This window comes from Citrobacter sp. CK194 (assembly GCF_030333395.1).
GTDB lineage: Bacteria > Pseudomonadota > Gammaproteobacteria > Enterobacterales > Enterobacteriaceae > Citrobacter_B > Citrobacter_B koseri.
The window spans coordinates 680,306-700,386 of the sequence record NZ_JAOWGA010000018.1 but is presented as its reverse complement, the minus strand read 5'-3'; the positions used below and the strand labels follow the sequence as shown (position 1 = coordinate 700,386).

The 20,081-nt window shown below is 55.5% G+C and carries 15 protein-coding genes and 2 tRNA genes; 7 read left to right on the top strand and 10 right to left on the bottom strand.

What is annotated here, in order from left to right; genetic code table 11:
• Position 1 precedes the first annotated feature (1 nt).
• Both fucU and fucR read left to right on the top strand, forming a co-directional pair.
• Positions 2-424, top strand: a complete 423-nt coding sequence (fucU, locus tag OGX80_RS15085; RefSeq protein WP_058668034.1) for an L-fucose mutarotase — start codon at positions 2-4, stop codon at positions 422-424.
• 58 nt (positions 425-482) lie between these two features.
• Positions 483-1,205, top strand: a complete 723-nt coding sequence (gene fucR / locus OGX80_RS15080; RefSeq protein WP_012134922.1) for an L-fucose operon activator — start codon at positions 483-485, stop codon at positions 1,203-1,205.
• 82 nt (positions 1,206-1,287) lie between these two features.
• Here fucR and rlmM read toward each other — a convergent pair whose 3' ends face one another.
• The 4 genes from rlmM to OGX80_RS15060 form a co-directional block, all read right to left on the bottom strand.
• Positions 1,288-2,388 carry a 23S rRNA (cytidine(2498)-2'-O)-methyltransferase RlmM gene (gene rlmM, locus OGX80_RS15075; protein WP_115181213.1) on the bottom strand — a complete coding sequence of 367 codons (1,101 nt, stop codon included), beginning with the start codon at positions 2,386-2,388 and terminating at the stop codon, positions 1,288-1,290.
• A complete protein-coding gene (locus OGX80_RS15070) occupies positions 2,381-2,776 on the bottom strand; it encodes a DUF423 domain-containing protein (RefSeq protein WP_012134924.1) in 396 nt (131 codons plus the stop codon). The genes rlmM and OGX80_RS15070 overlap by 8 nt, the downstream gene beginning before the upstream one ends.
• A gap of 18 nt (positions 2,777-2,794) precedes the next feature.
• Positions 2,795-3,712, bottom strand: coding sequence for a glycine cleavage system transcriptional regulator GcvA (gene gcvA, locus OGX80_RS15065; RefSeq protein ID WP_012134925.1), 918 nt, complete (start codon positions 3,710-3,712; stop codon positions 2,795-2,797).
• A gap of 349 nt (positions 3,713-4,061) precedes the next feature.
• Positions 4,062-4,289 carry a YgdI/YgdR family lipoprotein gene (locus tag OGX80_RS15060; protein ID WP_024130904.1) on the bottom strand — a complete coding sequence of 76 codons (228 nt, stop codon included), beginning with the start codon at positions 4,287-4,289 and terminating at the stop codon, positions 4,062-4,064.
• A 198-nt stretch (positions 4,290-4,487) separates the two neighbouring features.
• Here OGX80_RS15060 and csdA point away from each other — a divergent pair, with 198 nt between their 5' ends.
• Positions 4,488-5,693, top strand: coding sequence for a cysteine desulfurase CsdA (csdA, locus tag OGX80_RS15055; protein WP_115181212.1), 1,206 nt, complete (start codon positions 4,488-4,490; stop codon positions 5,691-5,693).
• The gene (csdE, locus tag OGX80_RS15050; RefSeq protein WP_115181211.1) at positions 5,693-6,139 is read left to right on the top strand and encodes a cysteine desulfurase sulfur acceptor subunit CsdE; all 447 of its coding nucleotides are present in this window, start codon (positions 5,693-5,695) and stop codon (positions 6,137-6,139) included. The genes csdA and csdE overlap by 1 nt, the downstream gene beginning before the upstream one ends.
• 77 nt (positions 6,140-6,216) lie before the next feature.
• Here csdE and tcdA read toward each other — a convergent pair whose 3' ends face one another.
• Together tcdA and mltA are read right to left on the bottom strand one after the other, a co-directional pair.
• Positions 6,217-7,023, bottom strand: a complete 807-nt coding sequence (gene tcdA, locus OGX80_RS15045) for a tRNA cyclic N6-threonylcarbamoyladenosine(37) synthase TcdA (RefSeq protein ID WP_012134929.1) — start codon at positions 7,021-7,023, stop codon at positions 6,217-6,219.
• 139 nt (positions 7,024-7,162) lie between these two features.
• On the bottom strand, positions 7,163-8,260 hold the full coding sequence (gene mltA, locus OGX80_RS15040) for a murein transglycosylase A (RefSeq protein WP_012134931.1): 1,098 nt from the start codon (positions 8,258-8,260) through the stop codon (positions 7,163-7,165).
• A 208-nt stretch (positions 8,261-8,468) separates the two neighbouring features.
• Here mltA and OGX80_RS15035 point away from each other — a divergent pair.
• Together OGX80_RS15035 and OGX80_RS15030 are read left to right on the top strand one after the other, a co-directional pair.
• Positions 8,469-8,545 (top strand) — tRNA-Met (locus tag OGX80_RS15035).
• A 46-nt stretch (positions 8,546-8,591) separates the two neighbouring features.
• Positions 8,592-8,668, top strand: a tRNA-Met gene (locus OGX80_RS15030).
• Positions 8,669-8,740: 72 nt separating this feature from the next.
• Here the strand turns inward: OGX80_RS15030 and amiC are convergent.
• Positions 8,741-9,994 (bottom strand): N-acetylmuramoyl-L-alanine amidase AmiC, encoded by a 1,254-nt coding sequence (gene amiC, locus OGX80_RS15025; RefSeq protein WP_024130905.1) that lies wholly within the window; start codon positions 9,992-9,994, stop codon positions 8,741-8,743.
• 233 nt (positions 9,995-10,227) lie between these two features.
• Between amiC and argA the strand changes: the two genes are divergently transcribed.
• The gene (gene argA / locus OGX80_RS15020) at positions 10,228-11,559 is read left to right on the top strand and encodes an amino-acid N-acetyltransferase (protein WP_024130906.1); all 1,332 of its coding nucleotides are present in this window, start codon (positions 10,228-10,230) and stop codon (positions 11,557-11,559) included.
• A gap of 93 nt (positions 11,560-11,652) precedes the next feature.
• On the opposite strand, the gene recD is transcribed toward argA, so the two are convergent.
• The 3 genes from recD to ptrA are packed head-to-tail and all read right to left on the bottom strand — an operon-like array spanning position 11,653 to position 19,902.
• Positions 11,653-13,479 (bottom strand): exodeoxyribonuclease V subunit alpha, encoded by a 1,827-nt coding sequence (gene recD, locus OGX80_RS15015; protein ID WP_115181210.1) that lies wholly within the window; start codon positions 13,477-13,479, stop codon positions 11,653-11,655.
• Entirely contained in the window at positions 13,476-17,021 is a 3,546-nt protein-coding gene (gene recB / locus OGX80_RS15010) for an exodeoxyribonuclease V subunit beta (RefSeq protein WP_115181209.1), read from the bottom strand. The genes recD and recB overlap by 4 nt, the downstream gene beginning before the upstream one ends.
• Entirely contained in the window at positions 17,014-19,902 is a 2,889-nt protein-coding gene (gene ptrA, locus OGX80_RS15005) for a pitrilysin (RefSeq protein ID WP_047461534.1), read from the bottom strand. Before ptrA ends, recB begins: the two co-directional genes overlap by 8 nt.
• Positions 19,903-20,081 lie beyond the last annotated feature (179 nt).

The window sequence follows — 20,081 nt, the reverse complement described above, 5'->3', positions numbered from 1 at the left end:
GATGCTAAAAACTATTTCGCCATTAATATCCCCTGAGTTACTGAAAGTGCTGGCTGAAATGGGGCACGGGGATGAGATTATTTTTTCCGATGCCCACTTTCCCGCGCACAGCATGGGACCGCAGGTTATTCGTGCAGATGGTCTGAAAGTCAGCGATCTGCTCCGGGCGATTATCCCGTTGTTTGAACTGGACGGCTACGCGCCGCCGCTGGTGATGATGGCCGCCGTAGAGGGCGATTCGCTCGACCCGACGGTTGAAGCGCGTTATCGCGATGCGCTCTCATTGCAGACGCCGTGCCCGGAGATTGTCCGCATCGACCGCTATGCGTTTTATGAGCGGGCGCAAAAAGCCTTTGCGATCGTTATCACAGGAGAGTGCGCGAAGTACGGGAATATTCTTTTAAAAAAAGGGGTAACGCCGTAATCTCTTGCCGGTGCGCCCGCATGATGCGGGCGTTCATCGAATGATGGGGTGAGAAAAGATGAAAGCGGCACGCCAACAAGCGATAGTAGACCTGCTGATCAACCATAAAAGTCTGACCACCGAGGCGCTATCGGTACAGCTTAACGTCAGCAAAGAGACCATTCGCCGCGATCTCAGCGAGCTACAGGCGCAGGGAAAAGTGCTGCGCAATCACGGGCGCGCCAAGTATATTCACCGGGAAAACCAGGACAGCGGCGACCCGTTCCACATCCGGCTGAAAAGCCACTATGCACATAAGGCGGATATCGCCAGGGAAGCGCTGGCATGGATAGAACCGGGCATGGTGATCGCTCTGGACGCCAGCTCAACCTGCTGGTATCTGGCCCGCCAGTTGCCGGACATTGATATTCACGTCTTTACCAACAGTCACCCGATTTGCCAGGAACTGGGCAAACGCGAGCATATTCAGCTCATCAGTTCCGGCGGCCAGCTTGAGCGTAAATATGGCTGCTACGTCAATCCGTCGCTTATTTCTCAGCTTAAGCCGCTCGACATTGACCTGTTTATTTTTTCCTGCGAGGGGATCGACCGCGGCGGCGCGCTCTGGGACTCAAATACGATCAACGCGGATTTCAAATCCACGCTGCTTAAGCGCGCATCACAGTCTTTATTGTTGATCGACAAGAGTAAGCTCAACCGCTCGGGAGAGGCCTGCATCGGGCATCTGGATGATGTGACGCACATCATTTCCGATGAGCGCCAGGGGGTAATTCACGCCTGATAGCCTTGCCGCTTATCAGGCCAACAAATACCCGGCGCAGGCCGGATAAGGCATTTACGCCGCTATCCGGCAATCCATCGTATTACCGCTCGTCGCGACGCCCGCCCACGGCGGCCCACAGCCGACGGACATGCACGGTCACTTCTTCACGATCGTGATACAGCTGTCGCGCCTGAATTTGCGCGTTAATGCCGTGTTCATCAAGCTGCGCCTGAATGTACGCCAGGTTCTGCGACACCTCTTCATAGCGTTTTTTCATCGGCAGCTTGAGATTGAAGATCGTCTCGCGACACCAGCCGTTTACTAACCACTGCGCCATCAGCGCGGCAACCTTAGCAGGCTTTTCCACCATGTCGCACACCATCCACGAGATGTTATTGCGATTCGGACGGTATCTGAATCCATCTTCGCGCAGCCAGGTCACCTGCCCGGTATCCATCAGGCTCTGCGCCATTGGGCCGTTATCGACAGAGTAAACCCACATGTTGCGCTTCACTAACTGGTAGGTCCAACCGCCAGGGCAGGCGCCTAAATCCACGGCATACATCCCGTTCGCCAGACGTTCATCCCACTCATCGGCCGGAATAAAAACATGCAGCGCTTCTTCCAGCTTCAGCGTCGAACGGCTTGGCGCATCGGCCGGGAATTTCAGCCGCGGAATCCCCATATAGAACGGCGAGTTGTTGTCAGGATACGAATACCCGGTATAACAGCAGCCCGGCGCGATGAAGAAAACATGCACCACCGGACGCTTTGGCGTTTCATAGTTTGTCAGAATCCCCGCGTCGCGCAGCGCGGCCCGCAGCGGCACCGTAAATTTACGGCAAAACTTCATCAACTCTTTGCTTTCATTGGTGTCTGCGACTTCAACACGCAGCTCGCCGCCTTTTTCCACAACGCCCTGTAGCATCCCGACAATCGGCGTAATGCGATCGTCCGGCGGCAGGTCGCGCAGCAACTCGCCGACGACGAACATCTGACGCGCAAAAATGAGCGAGGAAAAAGGCAACTCTTTTACTACTTTTTCAGCATCGTCCGGCTGATAGCACTCAAAGACGACGTATCCGCCATTGTCTTTAACACGAGCGAAGCCAAAGATTTCCCGACGCGCCGCCTTATCCGTTATTTCAGCAGCGCACTCCTTTTCAAAACCAGGGCGACACAACAATACAACCTTATTCATGACCAACGCCCTTACGTTTCAAACGGATGGCGCCAATTAACATCAGCACCCAGCCTGCCAGGAAACTCACGCCGCCGACAGGAGTAACAAACGCCCACAGGCGTAAATGAGACAGCGCCAGGCAATACAGGCTGCCGCTAAACAGCACCGTACCTAACGCCAGAAAAACGCTGCTCCAGTAAAACCAGATGCTAATGCGTCGCTGCATCGCAACCGCCAGGCCAAAAATGGCCAGCGTATGAAATGCCTGATATTGCAGGCCGGTCTGGACCCAGCCCATTTCAACCACACCAAGAGTTTTGCTCAGGACATGCGCCCCAAAGGCACCCAGAGCAACATAGATAAAGCCGCTTATCGCGGCAAAAATCAGCATAAAACGGCTGGTCATGGTAGTACCCTAAATAAATTATTGTTCGTAACGAAAGCGGAATTTTTCTTGTTCAGCGGCCGCTTTGGTCAGAATCCACTGACGAAAGGCGGCTATTTTACCCAGTTCTGCCTGACTGTCATGACAAACCAGATAAAAAGCATTTTTACTGACCAGAACGTCGTTAAAGGGACAGACAAGACGCCCGGCTTCAATTTCTGATTGCGCCATGACGTTGTTCGCCAGCGCAACCCCCTGTCCGTGGATGGCAGCCTGTAGCACCATTGCGCTATGGCTGAAAATAGGTCCCTGCTGCACATTAATATGATTCAGCCCCAACTGACGCGTATAGGTCTGCCAGTCTCTTCGCGAAGCATCATGCAGTAATGTATGTTTTGCCAGATCTTCCGGCGTCTTTAACGGCTTATCGCCCGTCAGTAATAACGGTGAACACACCGGCAGTAAATATTCTGCGTACAATTTTTCGACGCGCAAGCCTGGCCAGTTGCCACGCCCATAAAAAATAGCGACGTCGACATCATCAGCCAGCTTATCTTCCTGACGGTCCACGGCCTGAATTCTGACATCGATTCCCGGATAAGTTGAGTTAAAGCTTGAGAGTCGAGGAACCAGCCACTGGATCGCAAAACTGGGCAATAAACTGACCGTAAGCGCGCCTTTTGCACTCCGCGCCTGAAGTTTACGCGTCGCTTCGGTTAATTGCGAAAAAATCTCTTTGATGTCGAGGAAATAGCTCTGCCCCTCTTCCGTTAGCAAAAGCGAACGATTGCGACGACGGAACAGTTTTAGCCCCAAAAAATCCTCAAGTGACTTGATTTGGTGACTTACTGCGGCCTGTGTCACAAAAAGCTCTTCTGCTGCGCGAGTGAAGCTTAAATGCCGCGCTGCGGCATCAAAAACACGTAATGCATTTAAGGGTGGTAATCGTTTTGACATGGCTTTTAGACTTTGATGTTAAATAAATTTAACAATTAGGTAACCTTGTGTAACCTATTAGTTTTTTTAATCTGAGCCATTATAATTTGTCCGTTGAGGTTCTACCAGCAAATACCTATAGTGGCGACACTTCCTGAGCCGGAACGAAAAGTTTTATCGGAATGCGTGTTCTGATGGGCTTTTGGCTTACGGTTGTGATGTTGTGTTGTTGTGTTTGCAATTGGTCTGCGATTCAGACCATGGTAGCGAAGCTACCCTTTTTCACTTCCTGTACATTTACCCTGTCTGTCCATAGTGATTAATGTAGCACCGCCAATTGCGGTGCTTTTTTTTGTCCATGACCGACCGGTTACTGATCCAGTTCGACCATCTCTTTAACGTCAGTACGATTGATCTGCTGTTTGTTGCCGTTAGCGTCTTTATAAGAAATCATGCCGGTTTCATCATCGGTTTTTGGCTTACCGTCTGACACGATAGTACGGCCATCATTTGTGTGCATCACATAATTCGGACCGGAACAGGCGCTCAGGGCAAAAGTCAGCATACATGCAGAGATCATTGCGGCAGTTTTTTTCATTTTCATCTTCTTCTCCTTAAAGCTGTTTATGCTAAATAAAACGGGTTCCGTAACAGGCAAAAACATTCGCCTAACACTATTTAGCATAACCTGCTTCCCTGACTTCACCAGGATAACCAGACAATTCCGATGGTTAGGACAAACCTTGTATCACAGCCCTTTTTGCGCCACGATCGGTATACTGAATTGAGGAATACCATGAACGCTTTCAATCCTGCGCAGTTTCGCGCGCAATTTCCTGCCCTTACCGATGCGGGCGTTTATCTCGACAGCGCCGCGACGGCGCTTAAGCCTCAGGCCGTGATCGACGCCACGCATCAGTTCTACAGCCTGAGCGCCGGAAACGTCCATCGCAGCCAGTTCGCCGAGGCACAGCGACTAACCGCGCGCTATGAAGCGGCGCGCGGCAAAGTGGCGCAGTGGCTGAACGCGCCTGATGATGCATCGATTGTCTGGACACGCGGCACTACGGAAGCCATCAATATGGTGGCGCAATGCTATGCCCGCCCGCGCCTGCAACCCGGCGATGAGATAATCGTCAGTGAAGCGGAGCATCACGCGAATCTCATTCCCTGGCTGATGGTCGCTCAGCAGACGGGCGCAAAAATCGTCAAACTGCCCCTGAATGCCCTTTTTCTCCCCGACGTGGAGCGTCTGCCTGAACTCATCACGCCACGCAGCCGAATTCTGGCGCTGGGACAGATGTCGAACGTCACGGGCGGCTGCCCGGACCTGGCGCGCGCTATCACGCTGGCACACGCGGCAGGGATGGTGGTGATGGTTGACGGCGCGCAAGGTGCGGTGCATTTCCCCGCCGATGTACAGCAGCTGGATATTGATTTTTATGCCTTCTCCGCCCACAAGCTGTACGGCCCGACGGGCATCGGCGCGCTGTACGGCAAACCGGCCTTACTGGAAGAGATGTCCCCGTGGCTCGGCGGCGGTAAGATGATCGCTGAAGTCAATTTTGAAGGATTCACAACCCAGGCCGTTCCCTGGCGTCTGGAAGCCGGCACGCCAAACGTGGCTGGGGTTATTGGCCTTAGCGCCGCGCTGGAGTGGCTGGCGGAAGTGGATATGGCGCAGGCCGAAAGCTGGAGTCGCGGTCTGGCGACGCTGGCGGAAGACGCGCTGGCGAAGCGTCCGGGTTTCCGCTCTTTCCGTTGCCAGGACTCCAGCCTGCTGGCCTTCGATTTTGCCGGCGTTCATCATAGCGATATGGTGACATTACTGGCCGAATACGGCATCGCCCTGCGCGCCGGGCAGCACTGCGCGCAGCCGCTGCTGGCGGCGCTTGGCGTAACGGGCACCCTGCGCGCCTCTTTTGCGCCGTATAATACAAAGCATGATGTGGATGCGTTGGTCAGCGCCGTTGACCGCGCGCTGGAAATACTGGTGGATTAATGACAAGCCCTCTTTTTGCCGGACACCCGTTTGGCACGACCGTAACGGAAGAGACGTTACGCGCTCTCTTTATCCCGCTCTCGCAGTGGGAGGACAAGTATCGCCAGCTTATTCTGTTGGGTAAGCAACTCCCGGCATTGCCGGATGAGCTAAAAACGCAGGCAAAAGAGATCGCAGGATGTGAGAACCGCGTCTGGCTGGGGCATACCCTGTCAGAGAAGGGAACGCTGCACTTTTTCGGTGACAGCGAAGGGCGTATTGTACGCGGTTTGCTGGCGGTTTTACTCACGGCGGTAGAGGGAAAGACCCCGGCGGAACTGCTGACGCACTCGCCGCTGGGGTTGTTTGATGAGTTAGGCTTAACAACACAACTTAGCGCATCGCGCAGCCAGGGGCTGAATGCGCTGAATAACGCGATTCTTGAGGCTGCCCAGCAAGCCGGATGACGACGCTGATGCATCTTATCCGGCCTACAACACCGCACGAACCGTAGGTCGGATAAGCATAGCGCCATCCGACACAATCAAGCCTGACGCGCCGCCTTCGCCATCATCTTCTTCAGCGCGTGGGACACGGCAACAAAGCCAAAGGTCGCAGTTACCATCGTGGCTGCGCCGAATCCAGAGGCGCAATCCATTCTTTTCGGCCCTTCCGCCGTCGCTTTCATCGCACATACGGAACCATCAGCCTGCGGATAAACCAGAGCTTCCGTTGAGAACACGCAGTCCACGCCCAGTTTGCCCTTGCTGTTTTTCACCACACCAAAGTCGCTTTTCAACCGTTCGCGCAGTTTCGCCGCCAGCGGGTCCTGGATGGTTTTCGCCAGATCCGTTACCTGAATCTGGGTCGGGTCTATCTGCCCACCCGCCCCGCCGGTGGTGACTAACGGAACCTTATTTCGGCGGCACCAGGCAATCAGCGCGGCTTTTGGCCGCACGCTGTCGATGGCATCAATAACATACGAAAACCCTGCGCTCATATACTCTGCAACGTTATCCGGCGTGACAAAGTCATCCACCACCGTCACCCGGCACTCCGGGTTGATCTGACGAATACGCTCGGCCATCACCTCGGCTTTCGCCAGACCGACGTTATCGCGCAGCGCATGAATTTGCCGGTTGGTGTTGGTGACGCATACGTCATCCATATCGATGAGCGTGATCGCGCCAATGCCGGTACGCGCCAGCGCCTCTGCCGCCCAGGAGCCGACGCCGCCGATTCCGACCACGCAAATATGCGCACCGGCAAACAGCTGCAACGCTTTTTCACCATACAGACGGGCGGTGCCGCCAAAACGCTGGCGCCAGGCATCACTAATTACAACAGACATACGACCTCAGAATTAAAAAGGGGTAATACGATCGTAGGCCGGATACGTCGCTTGCGACGCCATCCGGCATGATTTGCCTGATGGCGCTACGCTTATCAGGCCTACGATTTAAATCTTCAGCGAAGCCGCCATCAGGCAATCAACCGCTAAATACGTTACCGGTTCCCGGGGCGTTTTTCAGCACCCAGACGCGCCCATAGTGATTATACCAGCCTGCGCGGTGCCCGGCGTCCGGGCCTATCCCCTGATAAATATCAAAGTGCTGGCCTTTAATCGCGCCTCCCACGTCCAGCGCCACCATCAGGCGCAGTTCGTACTGGCCGTTAAACTTGCCGTTGTTATCCAGCAGCGGGACTTCCGCCAGCAGGGTTGTTCCTGCCGGGATAATGCTGCGATCGGAAGCCACAGACGCACGGCCGATAAGCGGCACGGCGCTGGCGCCTTTCACCGGGGCAAAAGATTGCGGCTTAAAGAAGACGAATGACGGGTTTTGCTCCAGCAGCTCGCGCACTTCCGCTTCACTGTGGGTTTCTCCCCAGTGGCGAATGGCCTGCATCGACATATCTTCTTTCTTCACTTCACCGCGATCGATCAGCACTTTGCCGATACTGCGGTAAGCATGGCCGTTTTTCCCGGCATAGCTGAAGAAATTCAGCGGGCTGCCGTCGCCAAAATCAATATAGCCGCTGCCCTGAACGTCCATAATGAAGTTATCCATCAGCGAGTTGCTGTACGCCAGAATGTAGCTGTCGCTCAGCGCGCCGGAATAGATCTCGGCACGAGACGGTAAGCGGCCGCGTTTTGGCGGCATGCGATAAATAGGGTACTGGAACTCGCCCTGACGGGTATGGCGCGCCTGGATAACCGGCGTGTAGTAGCCAGTAAACTGGACGTTGCCGTAATTATCCGCCCCTTCCATCTGCCAGGCATCAATACCAAACTGGCGCATCATTCGCGTATCGCCACCGGAACGTAACCACTCCTGCACGGCGTTATAGACGTTGCTCTGGTTGCCATACAGACGCGGCGACGCGCTGCGGATTTGGTTGACCTGCTCGGCGAAATCGCCTGCGTTGATAGGCGCCCCAATGGCGTCAGGTTGGTTCACCAGTGAGAAAGGCTGGGTAAACTTCCCGTCTTTATACTGCTGGCCGCGATCGGTCGGTTTAGAGGAACAGGCGGCAAGCATTGCAACCACCGCCCCCATAAGAAGGTAATTTGCCCAACGTCCTTTCATGAGTTCTCGTCTTTTAGCTGTAAATCTTGCGCTATGAAGATAACAAACCCCCGAACCTAATGAAATGCGAAGCGCTCCCCTGACGCAAATTACGCACAAAAAACGTACCAAAGCGCGTTGTTTTTGCACACAATCATCCCAATTTCGTGATCCGGGTGAAAAAAGGGTTGCATGAAAATGTTAGCAGAGTATAGTGCGCATCCACGGACGCGGGGTGGAGCAGCCTGGTAGCTCGTCGGGCTCATAACCCGAAGGTCGTCAGTTCAAATCTGGCCCCCGCAACCAATACAATGTGAAGAAAAGGTTACTCGATGGAAGAGTAACAGACGGACGCGGGGTGGAGCAGCCTGGTAGCTCGTCGGGCTCATAACCCGAAGGTCGTCGGTTCAAATCCGGCCCCCGCAACCAATATTAAACACCTTAACGGGTGTTTTTTCGTTTCTGCGGTCCGTAAAAAAAGCGCCTTTCAGCGCTTTTTTATTATCCCCTTCTCGCCAGCGTCGCCCCATCGGCAAAGTAGGCTTTAATACCCGCCAGAATCGACTCCGCCACTTCCTGCTGGAACTTCGCCGTTTTGAGCTTACGCTCCTCTTCAATATTACTGATAAAGGCGGTTTCCACGAGAATAGAGGGAATATCCGGCGCTTTCAGCACCGCAAAGCCGGCCTGCTCGACCTGATTTTTGTGCAGATTATTAACCCTTCCCAGCTTGTTGAGCACCGCTTTACCGAACTTCAGGCTATCGGCGATGGTCAACGATTGCACCATGTCGAACATTGTGTGATCGACATAGCGATCGCCGCTTTTACTCACGCCGCCGATCAAATCCGAGGCGTTCTGAGTTTGCGCGAGGTATTTTGCCGCCGTACTGGTCGCGCCCTTCGTCGAGAGCGCAAAAACGGATGAACCGCTGGGCTGTCGGCTGGTAAACGCGTCCGCATGGATAGAGACAAACAGGTCGGCGCGCTGCTTCTGGGCTTTCGCCACGCGCACTTTCAGCGGAATGAAGATATCCTCATTACGCGTCATGTAGACCTTCATATTGCCTTCTCTCTCAATTAACGCGCGCAAGCGGCGGGCAATCTGCAACACCACGTCTTTTTCGCGCGTCTTGTATTTCCCCACGGCGCCGGGGTCTTCCCCTCCATGACCGGGATCGAGCATGATCACGATCGGGCGATCGCGGCCCGCCTTGCCCGGCTGCGGCCCGCTCTGCGCAGGCGGCACCTGCTTATCCAGATCGCCTTTGTTGTAATCTTCCAGAAGCGCCAGCAACGGGTCCTGCATATCCTGCGCATTGGCAGGGTAGAGATCCATCACCAGGCGTTCTTTAAAGCCCGCCACTGGCGCAAGGGCAAACAGCTGCGGTTTCACATTTTGCTTCAGCTCAAACACCATCCGCACCGTCTGTGGATCAAACTGCCCCACTCGCGCTGACTTGATATACGGATCGTCCGCGCGGATCTGCGCGCCAATGCCTTTAAGCACCGAGTTCAGATTCACGCCTTCAATATCCACCACCACGCGCTCAGGGTTACTCAGGGCAAACTGTTTGTATTTCAGCAGACGGTTCGATTCCACCGTGACGCGGGTATAGCTGGACGCAGGCCAGATGCGTACCGCGACGACCTGGCTGACGGCAGCCAAACCGACCTGACTTACGCTCAATAGCCACATGGCGCCCGTCCCTTGTAGTAAACGACGGCGACTGATTGCTGAGTTGGATCCCGACATGCTTCTCCCGAGCAAAACAAACTTAACGGTGCTGATGTACAAAACGTCTAAATTGACCGGAAACTTTAGCGAATGACGCATAATCTGTCATCTATAAAAGGGTAAACTTTCTTTTTGTATTCACGGTATTACTGAGAGAAAACTTCAGCGGGATTAAAATTTGCGCTTGCGTGCGACGGAAAAACAGAATAAAAATACATTAATTTCGAATAATCATGCAATGAGGGTGTGCCGTGGTGAAGGAACGTAGAACCGAACTGGTACAGGGATTCCGCCATTCTGTTCCCTATATCAATACCCATCGGGGAAAAACGTTTGTCATTATGCTTGGCGGTGAGGCCATTGAGCATGAAAATTTCTCCAGTATCGTCAATGACATCGGGCTTCTGCACAGTCTGGGCATTCGCCTGGTGGTGGTGTATGGCGCGCGTCCGCAAATCGACGCGAACCTTGCCGCACATCATCATGAGCCGCTGTACCACAAAAATACCCGCGTGACGGACGCCAAAACGCTGGAACTGGTTAAGCAAGCGGCAGGCACGTTGCAGCTGGATATCACCGCCCGTCTGTCGATGAGCCTGAACAACACCCCCTTACAGGGCGCGCACATCAACGTCGTCAGCGGCAATTTTATTATTGCACAGCCGCTGGGCGTGGATGACGGCGTGGATTACTGCCACAGCGGACGCATTCGCCGTATTGATGAAGAGGCGATTCATCGCCAGTTAGACAGCGGCGCAATTGTGCTGATGGGGCCGGTCGCGGTTTCCGTCACAGGCGAAAGTTTTAACCTGACCTCAGAAGAGATCGCCACGCAGCTCGCCATCAAACTGAAGGCGGAGAAGATGATCGGCTTCTGTTCGTCGCAAGGGGTAACTAACGACGAAGGCGACATCGTTTCCGAACTTTTCCCGAACGAAGCGCAGGCACGCGTTGAAGCGCAGGAAGAAAAAGGCGATTACAATTCAGGCACCGTGCGGTTCCTGCGCGGCGCGGTGAAAGCCTGTCGCAGCGGCGTGCGTCGCTGCCATCTGATTAGCTACCAGGAAGACGGCGCGCTATTGCAGGAGCTGTTCTCACGCGACGGGATCGGGACGCAAATCGTGATGGAGAGCGCCGAGCAGATTCGCCGCGCCACCATTAACGATATCGGCGGGATCCTGGAGCTGATTCGCCCGCTGGAACAACAGGGGATTCTGGTGCGCCGCTCCCGTGAACAACTGGAGATGGAGATCGACAAATTCACGATTATCCAGCGAGATAATCTGACCATCGCCTGCGCCGCACTGTACCCTTTCCCCGAAGAAAAAATCGGCGAAATGGCCTGCGTGGCGGTACATCCAGATTATCGCAGTTCATCGCGTGGCGAAGTTTTGCTGGAGCGGATAGCCGTGCAGGCAAGACAGATGGGCCTCAGCAAGCTGTTTGTGCTGACAACGCGCAGTATTCACTGGTTCCAGGAACGTGGGTTTACGCCGGTGGATATCGAACTGCTGCCCGAGAGCAAAAAAGAGATGTACAACTATCAGCGTCGTTCAAAGGTGTTGATGGCAGATTTGGGATAACCCATTTTGCCTGACGGCGACGCTAAAGCGTCTTATCGGGTCTACGGAGATGCTGTAGGCCGGATAAGCGCAGGCGCCATCCGGCAACTTGCCTCACAGCCCGTTATTAAAAAACGCGGACAGTCCGCTACGTCGCTCCGTGCGCGTCGCAATTGCCCCGCTCAAAACCCGTTCATCGGCATAGAGAGACAGGCGACGACGTGCGCGCGTCACGGCGGTATACACCAGCTCGCGGGTCACAACCGGCGAGCGCTGGCTGGGTAAAATCAGCGCCGCATGATCGAACTCCGATCCCTGCGATTTATGTACCGTCATCGCCCAGGTTGTTTCATGCTCCGGCAAACGGCTGGGCTGCACCGACTTAATGCTGCCATCCGGCATGGCGAACCACACCCTCAACCCCTGGCCGCGATCGAGCGCAATGCCGATATCGCCATTGAACAACCCCAACGCGCTGTCATTGCGCGCAATCATTACCGGACGCCCTTCATACCAGCGGCTGTGCGGGTGACGCTGAATTTTGCGCTTTTGCAGCATAACCTGTTCGATGCGTTCATTCAGACCGCCAACGCCAAACGGCCCTTCACGCAGCGCGCACAACAACTGGTACTCATTGAAAGCCTGAATAATCGCCCCCGGCTCCGCGCCCTCGCGAACAAGCGCCAGATAACGCCCATAACCGGCCAGCGCCTCATCGAGCATGGCGGCGTAATCCTCGCTGCTCTGTAGCGTTCGTTTTTCAATATCGCTGAATCCCTGCTGAAAGACCGTTTTCATCGCCGCTTTATCGCCGCGATTAATGGCTGCCGCCAGTTGACCAATGCCGGAATCATGCCCGAAGCGATAGCTTTTTTGCAGCAAACACAGGCTATCGCGCAAAGAGGCCGCCTCCGTGCCTGCGCCCGCAGGAATGGGGCTTCCCGTCAGTCGGCTCAGCTGCTGCGCGCGCCCGGCGGTAAATCCGGCATTTACCCAGGCGCAGATATCGCCCAGCACCGCCCCCGCCTCAACGGAAGCCAGCTGATCGCGATCGCCGAGAAAAATCACGCGTCCGTGCGGCGGCAGCGCCTCAATTAGCCGCGACATCATCGGCAAATCGATCATTGATGCCTCATCCACCACCAGCACGTCCAGATGCAGCGGGTTTCCCGCGTGATGGCGCAGCCTCTGGCTACCGGGCTGTGCGCCCAACAGCCGGTGCAACGTACTGGCGTCATCCGGGATGCGTTTTTTTTGCTCATCCGTGAGCGGAAGCTGGCGCAATGCCGCGCCAAGCGACTCGGTCAGACGCGCCGCCGCTTTCCCCGTCGGCGCCGCCAGTCGTATACGGCATCGCTCGCCGTCCGCCATCTGAATCAACGCGGCCAGCAGCTTCGCCACGGTAGTGGTTTTACCGGTGCCAGGCCCGCCGGAAATGACGGAAATACGGCGCGTCAACGCCACGGCCGCCGCCACCTTTTGCCAGTTGACGTCATCCGTCGGCGGGAAAAGCGCATCCAGCGTGCGGGCCAGTTGCTGTTCATCTACCGCGATCGCCTGGTTAACCTCGCTAAAAAAGCGGGCTACCGTGCGCTCGTTACTCCACATCCGGTTCAGGTAAAGGCGATCTTCATGCAGAATCAACGGCGTTGGCCGCTCTCCCCGACTGACCGCCCCGGAAGCCAGCAGACACGATGCCCAGTCTTCAGGCGCATCCCTCTCGCTAAACCAGGAGACCAGTAGCGGATGCGACTCTTCCGTTATCGCCAGGCGCGAAAGCGGCATACAGACATGCCCTTCCCCGGCATCGCGGCTGAGCAATGCAACGGCCAGCGTCACGCACGGATCGTCCTGCCCGGCAACCGCCAGCGCAAACTGAGCGTCTAATGGCCGCAACAGCTTTTGTTCTACGGCCTCCAGTAATCGCTTCTGAATTGTCATTGCGCCTCCTCCGCTACAACGCCTGCAAACATCTCATCCATTAACGCAATCAGTTCGCCGTCCGGTCGGGTCGAGAAAATGCCCTGCCGTGGATATTCACGGTCAACGCCGCGCAGGAAAAGGTAGATCACGCCGCCGAAATGGCGTTCATAGTCATAATCGGCGATGCGATGGCGCAGATAGCGGTGCAACGCCAGCGTATACAACTGATATTGCAGGTCATAGCGATGCGCCTGCATCGCTGAGGCCATCGCCTCCTGAGTGTAGGCCGTGCTGTCTTCGCCCAGCCAGTTTGATTTGTAATCGAGCAGGTAATACCGCCCTTCATGGCGAAACACCAGGTCGATAAACCCTTTCAGCATGCCGCGAACCTGCATGAAGTCGAGCGGCGGGCAGCCCGCCGAGAGCGGATCAAACCGGCGAATCAGCGCATCCAGTTGACTGGCGATAAGCGGCTGTGCGATCGGCAGATAAAACGCCATCTCCACCTGTTTTTCACGGGCAGAAAGATGACGCAGACTCACGCCGCGTTCGGTCAGGGGAGCCTGCAAAACAGCGTCCAGCCACTGCGTTAAAACCGGCTCCCAGTGCGCGTCATAACCGCCAAGCTCCAGTTTTTCCCGCACCCAGGCCGGGTCAACGGGCTGCGTAAAGTCGAGGTCTTCAAACAGGCTATGCAGGAATGTACCCGGCGATGCCCCTCGCGGGAACTGGTGCGGCGTCAGCTCCGGCTCTTCCACCACGTCCCCCACTCCGGCGGCATCCACATCCAGACGCGGAATTAAATCCTGGGCGACGCTATGGCCTTGCTGCTGTAAGCCGGAATAACTGGTTACTCGCCAGTTATCGGCAGGCGTTCGGCGTAACGCTCTGGCGCTTAGCGCCGCACGCGACGCTTCCGTTACCTGCCAGCGTTCGCTGTCCGGTTCGTCTGGCGTCCGACAGGTGATATCCTCCCCGCAAAGCGCGTCAATGCAGGCGCGAAGCCCAGCGGCATCTTTCGGCTCACCTTTTTGCAGCAGGCGTCCGAGCGCGCTCTGGTGTACATCGGTATCGCCTTTCTTATCTCCGCGACGACGCACCAACGGCGCAACGCCGAGACTGCAATGCCACACCGAACGGGTCAGCGCCACATAAAGCAAACGCAGGTCTTCCGCCAGACGCTCTGCTTCCGCCAGTTCAACGCTCTCCTCGGCGTGGCTGAGATCCAGCACCGCGTCAAACGAATTGCGATCGTGATAAAACGCCTGATCCTGCACACGGAAATGGGTAATAAAAGGCAGCCAGACGAGCGGGTATTCCAGCCCTTTTGATTTATGGATGGTGACGATTTGCACCAGATGTTTATCGCTTTCCAGCCGCAGTTGCTGGCTGGCGGCATTGCTGTCCGGCTCAAGAATATGCTGCGACAGCCAGCGCACCAGCGCATGCTCGCTTTCCAGCTGCGAACCGGCTTCCTGCAACAATTCGCTGATGTGCAGAATATCGGTCAGGCGGCGCTCGCCTCCCGCCGTCGCCAGCAGGTTTTCGGCAATATTCCGCGCTGACATCAGCGCGCGCAGCATGGGCATGACGCCGCGCTTATGCCAGATTTGACGATAGCCGTCGAACTCTTCGACCACCGTATCCCAGGCATTTTCGTCGTTATTCAGCGTTTCGATGTCCTGCGCGGTCAGCCCCATCATCGAGGCCGCCATCGCGCTACGCAGCGTATTTTCACGCTCAGGCGTCATGACGGCCTGTAAGATCCACAGCATCTCCTGCGCTTCCAGCGTCTCAAATACGCTGTCGCGGTTGGAGAGATAAACGGACGGAATCGCCAGCAGCGTCAGCGCATCACGAATTTGCGCCGCTTCCTGGCGGCTTCGCACCAACACGCTGATATCCGAGGCTCGAACCGGGCGTGAGGTTTTCTCGCTAACAAGCAGCGCATCGCCAGTTTGCCCGGCTTTCAGCCAGTCACGAATTTGCGTCGCGCACACCTGCGCCATGTAACTCTGATAGTCGCCAATGCCGCAGCTTTCCCCTTCCATCAACCACATGTTCATGGCGGGCTGCGTCTCGCCGTTCAGCACAAAGCGCAGCGACTGGTTCTTCTGGGCCGATTTAACCGGCGCAAATGGAATTTCGCGGAACATAAAGGCGTCGTTCATCTGACTGAACAACGTATTCACGCTGTTGACCATTCCCGGTGCGGAACGCCAGTTGGTATCCAGCGTATAATGGGCGCTGACCTCGCTGCGGGCTTTCATGTAGGTGAAGATATCCGCGCCGCGAAACGCATAAATCGCCTGTTTCGGATCGCCAATCAGCAACAGCGCGGTGTCCGGCTGATGCCGCCAGATGCGGCGGAAAATGCGGTACTGCTGCGGGTCGGTATCCTGAAATTCATCAATCATCGCCACCGGGAAACGGCCACGAATTGCGCTTGCCAGCGCATCGCCGCTATTACTACGCAGCGCAACATCCAGACGACTCAGCATGTCGTCAAAACCTAATTCACCCCGGCGTTGTTTTTCCTGCGCAACCGTCTCGCGGATTTCCGCCAGCGCACGGGTGATCAGCAGATCTTTTATCGTCAACGGTTCAGCCAGCAGCTCCTCAATGGCGACAAACAGCGGATGCTGCGGGGTTATGCCACCCGCTTTGGTTCTCTCTTCCAGGAATCGCCGGGAGAATTTCTCCAGCGCGTCGGGTAATTGATAGGTTTGCGTTTCCGCCTGCGCCCACGCCGTGATCTTCTCGATCCATTTCGTCTGGTTGCCGCGATTGAATTTTCTGCGATCGATTCCCGACGACTCTATCACCCCATCCAGTTCATCAACGGACGCGCACCATTGCTGCTTCAGGGCGTTAATACGCGACAAAATGTGTTCGTGGCGAGACGCCAGCGTCTCGTCTGACGGCGGCGGTGCTTTGATGACCGGCGCTTCGCCCTGCAAATAACGATCGATATCTTTCAGTAGCGCCCGGGGGCCTTTCCACGCTTCAAAGACAACCTGGGCAATTTCGCGCGGCAGCGGATAACAGTGACGCCGCCAGAAGTCGGCGCAGGCCTGATAGCGCAGAAGGGATTCATCTTCGATTAATTGCTGCTCGAACAGCATGCCGGACTCAAACGCATTCAGGCTGAGCATGCGCTGACAAAAACCGTGGATGGTGAATACCGCCGCCTCATCCATCTGTCTTTCCGCCAACAGTAACCACTGCGCCGCCTGCTTTTTATCCTCGATCTCTTCCAGCAGGCGGGCATATAACGGGTTATCGGTAGTTTCACGCAGACAGGCGATACGCAGTTCATGGATGTTGCTGCGGATGCGGCCGCGTAACTCTTCAGTGGCCGCCTCGGTAAACGTCACGACCAACAGTTCTTCCACGGTCAGCGGTCGGGGAAAGGCGGCAGGGCCGCCCAATCCGAGCAGCAGGCGCAGATACAACGCGGCGATAGTAAACGTTTTGCCAGTGCCCGCAGAGGCTTCAATCAGACGCTCGCCCGTGAGGGGCAAGCGTAAAGGATCAAGGGACTCAGCGGCATCATTCATTCTTTTCACTCATCAGGGGTAAGGTTTGCTGCAACGCGCTGACGTTCTCCCACACTTTCCAGCCTTCCGGGCGCACGTACTCTGCTTTCCCATTCTGACTGCCGGAAACCTGTGACAGTATCGCCATGCCTTGCGGCTCAACCACCGCCTGATGGAAGAAATCGGCAAGTTTTTGCGGCGTCAGCAGTTTAATCTGAGCCACGATTTTATCACGTGAATCAAAGCGCATATTGCCGCGATCGAAATCTTTGCTTAATTTCGACGCCTCTTCGCCCAGCGTTTGCGGTGCTTGCAACATCTGCGCGATGATCGCCTGCTGAATTTGCGCAAACTCTTCCGGCGTCATCGCCCGCAGCTTCGCTTCTGCCGTTGGGAAGAATGCTTTGTAACGCTCCCAGAGATAAGACGGTTGCTTGTCGCTGCTTTGCAGCAGGAAACCCATCCCCCACTGACGCCCGACGCTCATCGGGAAAGCGAACACCGCATAGCCTAACTGTTCTTCAGTACGCAACTGATTATAGAACCACGGCTGAACGATTTGCCCTAACATCGCGCTGTAGGCTGAACTGGCATATTCATCGTAACCGGTTGGAACGAATACCGCCGCCAGCGCGGAGTCAGTGCTGCTTCCCGCCTTCTCAAAGATGACCGACTGCTTTTTATCCACCAGTACGTCTTTATTGCGACACCACTCTGAACCGTTGGCGCCAAGCTGCTGTTGGATATCCCGCGCCATGGTTTTCACCTGCGCTTCGCGCATATTGCCAATCACCAGGAACTCCGGTCGCGCGCCTGCTTTTAACGTATCGCGGTAAGCCATGACCTCTTTCAGCGTGATCGAAGGCAACAGCTTACGGCGTTCATCACGCTGGAAGTAAGGCACCTGAGAAAGCATCTGTGCCGGCATAATCGCCTGATCGTAGGCCTTCCCTTTTTCGGCGGAATCCATCATCTGCGCATACCAGGATTTCGCCTGTTCCAGCTGTTCTTCCGTCGCGGTGTAGCTGAAATACCCTTCCAGCAATGCCTGGAAAAGCTGCGGCAAGCGCTGCGTGTAACCGTTCGCGTTAAGCATCAGACCATTGTTGGCGTTGGTGGAAAAGCCAATCCCGCCGACCGATGCCTGGTTGCTTAACTGGTCGAGCGCGATCCCCGCGAGATAATCGTTTAACGCAAACATCACCTGGTTTCTGGCGCTGTCCATTGCTTTCGGGTTACGCAGAATAACGCTGACATCCGCCTTAGGCTCGCTGGCAAAATAACGGCTCGGCGCATAAACCACGCGCAAATCCGGTTCATCGACAATCAGCTCCGGGTGGGGATATTCCTTCTCCGGTTTGATCAGCGTGAAATCGTCTGGAATATAGGGATTAAGCTCCGGTAATGACAGCGCAATGCCCTGCGCTTTTTGCTGCCAGTCGGCGAGCGTTTTGTCGTCGATTTTATTCACCTGATAAGGCGCGTCGACAAAATAGGCCGTTTTGTTGTGCGGTTCCTTCGGGCTGATGTACCAGATACGCGCATTCTGCGGCGTCATCATCGCCAGGCGTGATTTCACCGCCGCCGCATCGTATTGATCGGCGATATTCACCGCATCCAGCGTATGTTCCACCGGAACGCGAATCATCGTATCCGCCAGCCATTCGACGTAATCCATATCACGGGTGATAGAGGGGTAACGGAAGTCGAGATCCAGCACATGCGCCAGCTCATCGAAGTAGCGTTTATCCACGCCTTTTTCACGTAACAGGTTGAGATAGCTGAAGATGGCGGCGACAACGTCGTCCCGGTTCGCCAGCCCTTTGTCCGTCAGGGTAGCGGAAATAGCCAGTACGCCGCTGTTACCGTTAACCACCGGGTCAGAGTCCGCACGAATGCCTTCCACTAATCCTTGTTTTTGCAGCCAGTCGGAGAGCGTTCCCGGGCTCCGGTTGCCAATCAGGTAGGTCACCAGTTCGTCGGTTTTGCTGCGAAACTGCGCGCTGTTGTTATCAATACGAAACTCCACGCGCAGCACTTTACGCGGCAGAGCAGGCACATAATGAATGATGATGCCCTTTTGCGCGTCCGTTACTACCGGCACGGTAATTTCCGGCTTTTTGATATTTTTATTCGGCACCCGGCCATAGGTTTCAGCCGCAATACGCGCCAGTTCCGGCAGCGGTTTGTTACTGTAAATCACCGCCTTCATCAGGTTCGCTGAATAATATTTTTCGTGAAACGCCTGCAACGCCTGCTGAACCGGATTGCCAGGTTTGTCGCTTAAGGTTTCCAGATTGCCGCCAGAGAATCGCGAACCCGGGTGCGCCGGGTTGATGGTTTCTGCGCTGACCTGCGCCATACGCATACCGTCTCGCGTACGCGCCATCGTCAGTTCGGCATTGACCGCATTGCGCTCACGCTCGGCATATTTTTTATCCAGCAACGGGGCGGCAATGGCATCGGCAAGGCGATCGACCGCACCTGACAGGGCGTCGTTTTCTACCTCCAGATAGAAGGCGGTACGATACGGCGCGGTGCTGGCATTATGGCTGCCGCCGTGCATTTTAAGGTATTCGGCAAGGCTGTCAGGCTGGGGATATTTTTTAGACCCCATCAGGCTCATATGTTCGAGATAGTGCGCCAGCCCCTGATGTTCATCGGGGTCCTCCAGCGATCCAACAGGCACCACCAGCGCGGAAAGCGATTTCACCGCTTGCGGGTCGGATACCAGCAAAACCACCATGTCATTGTCCAGACGAATCGCCTGATACTGACGCGTATCTTTCTCGCTTTTACGGATGGTTTCCGCCAAAGGCTGCCAACCGGTATCTGCCTGACTTAAGGGTGCCCAAAGGGCGACAAACAACAATAACGCTTTGAACCAGGTGCTGCGGGGCATTCACGAACCTCATCATTAACTTTCTTTCCCGCTCAGGTGAAGCGCGAGCGCGACGCTGGCGCTTATTGAGCAGGACAAAACTGTGTGCTAAACGAGTCAGCATCTCTTATTGTAAAATCAGTCCGTGACAGAAAACGCATCATAAATGAAGCCATTTAATTGCGCAATTTTTATACAAC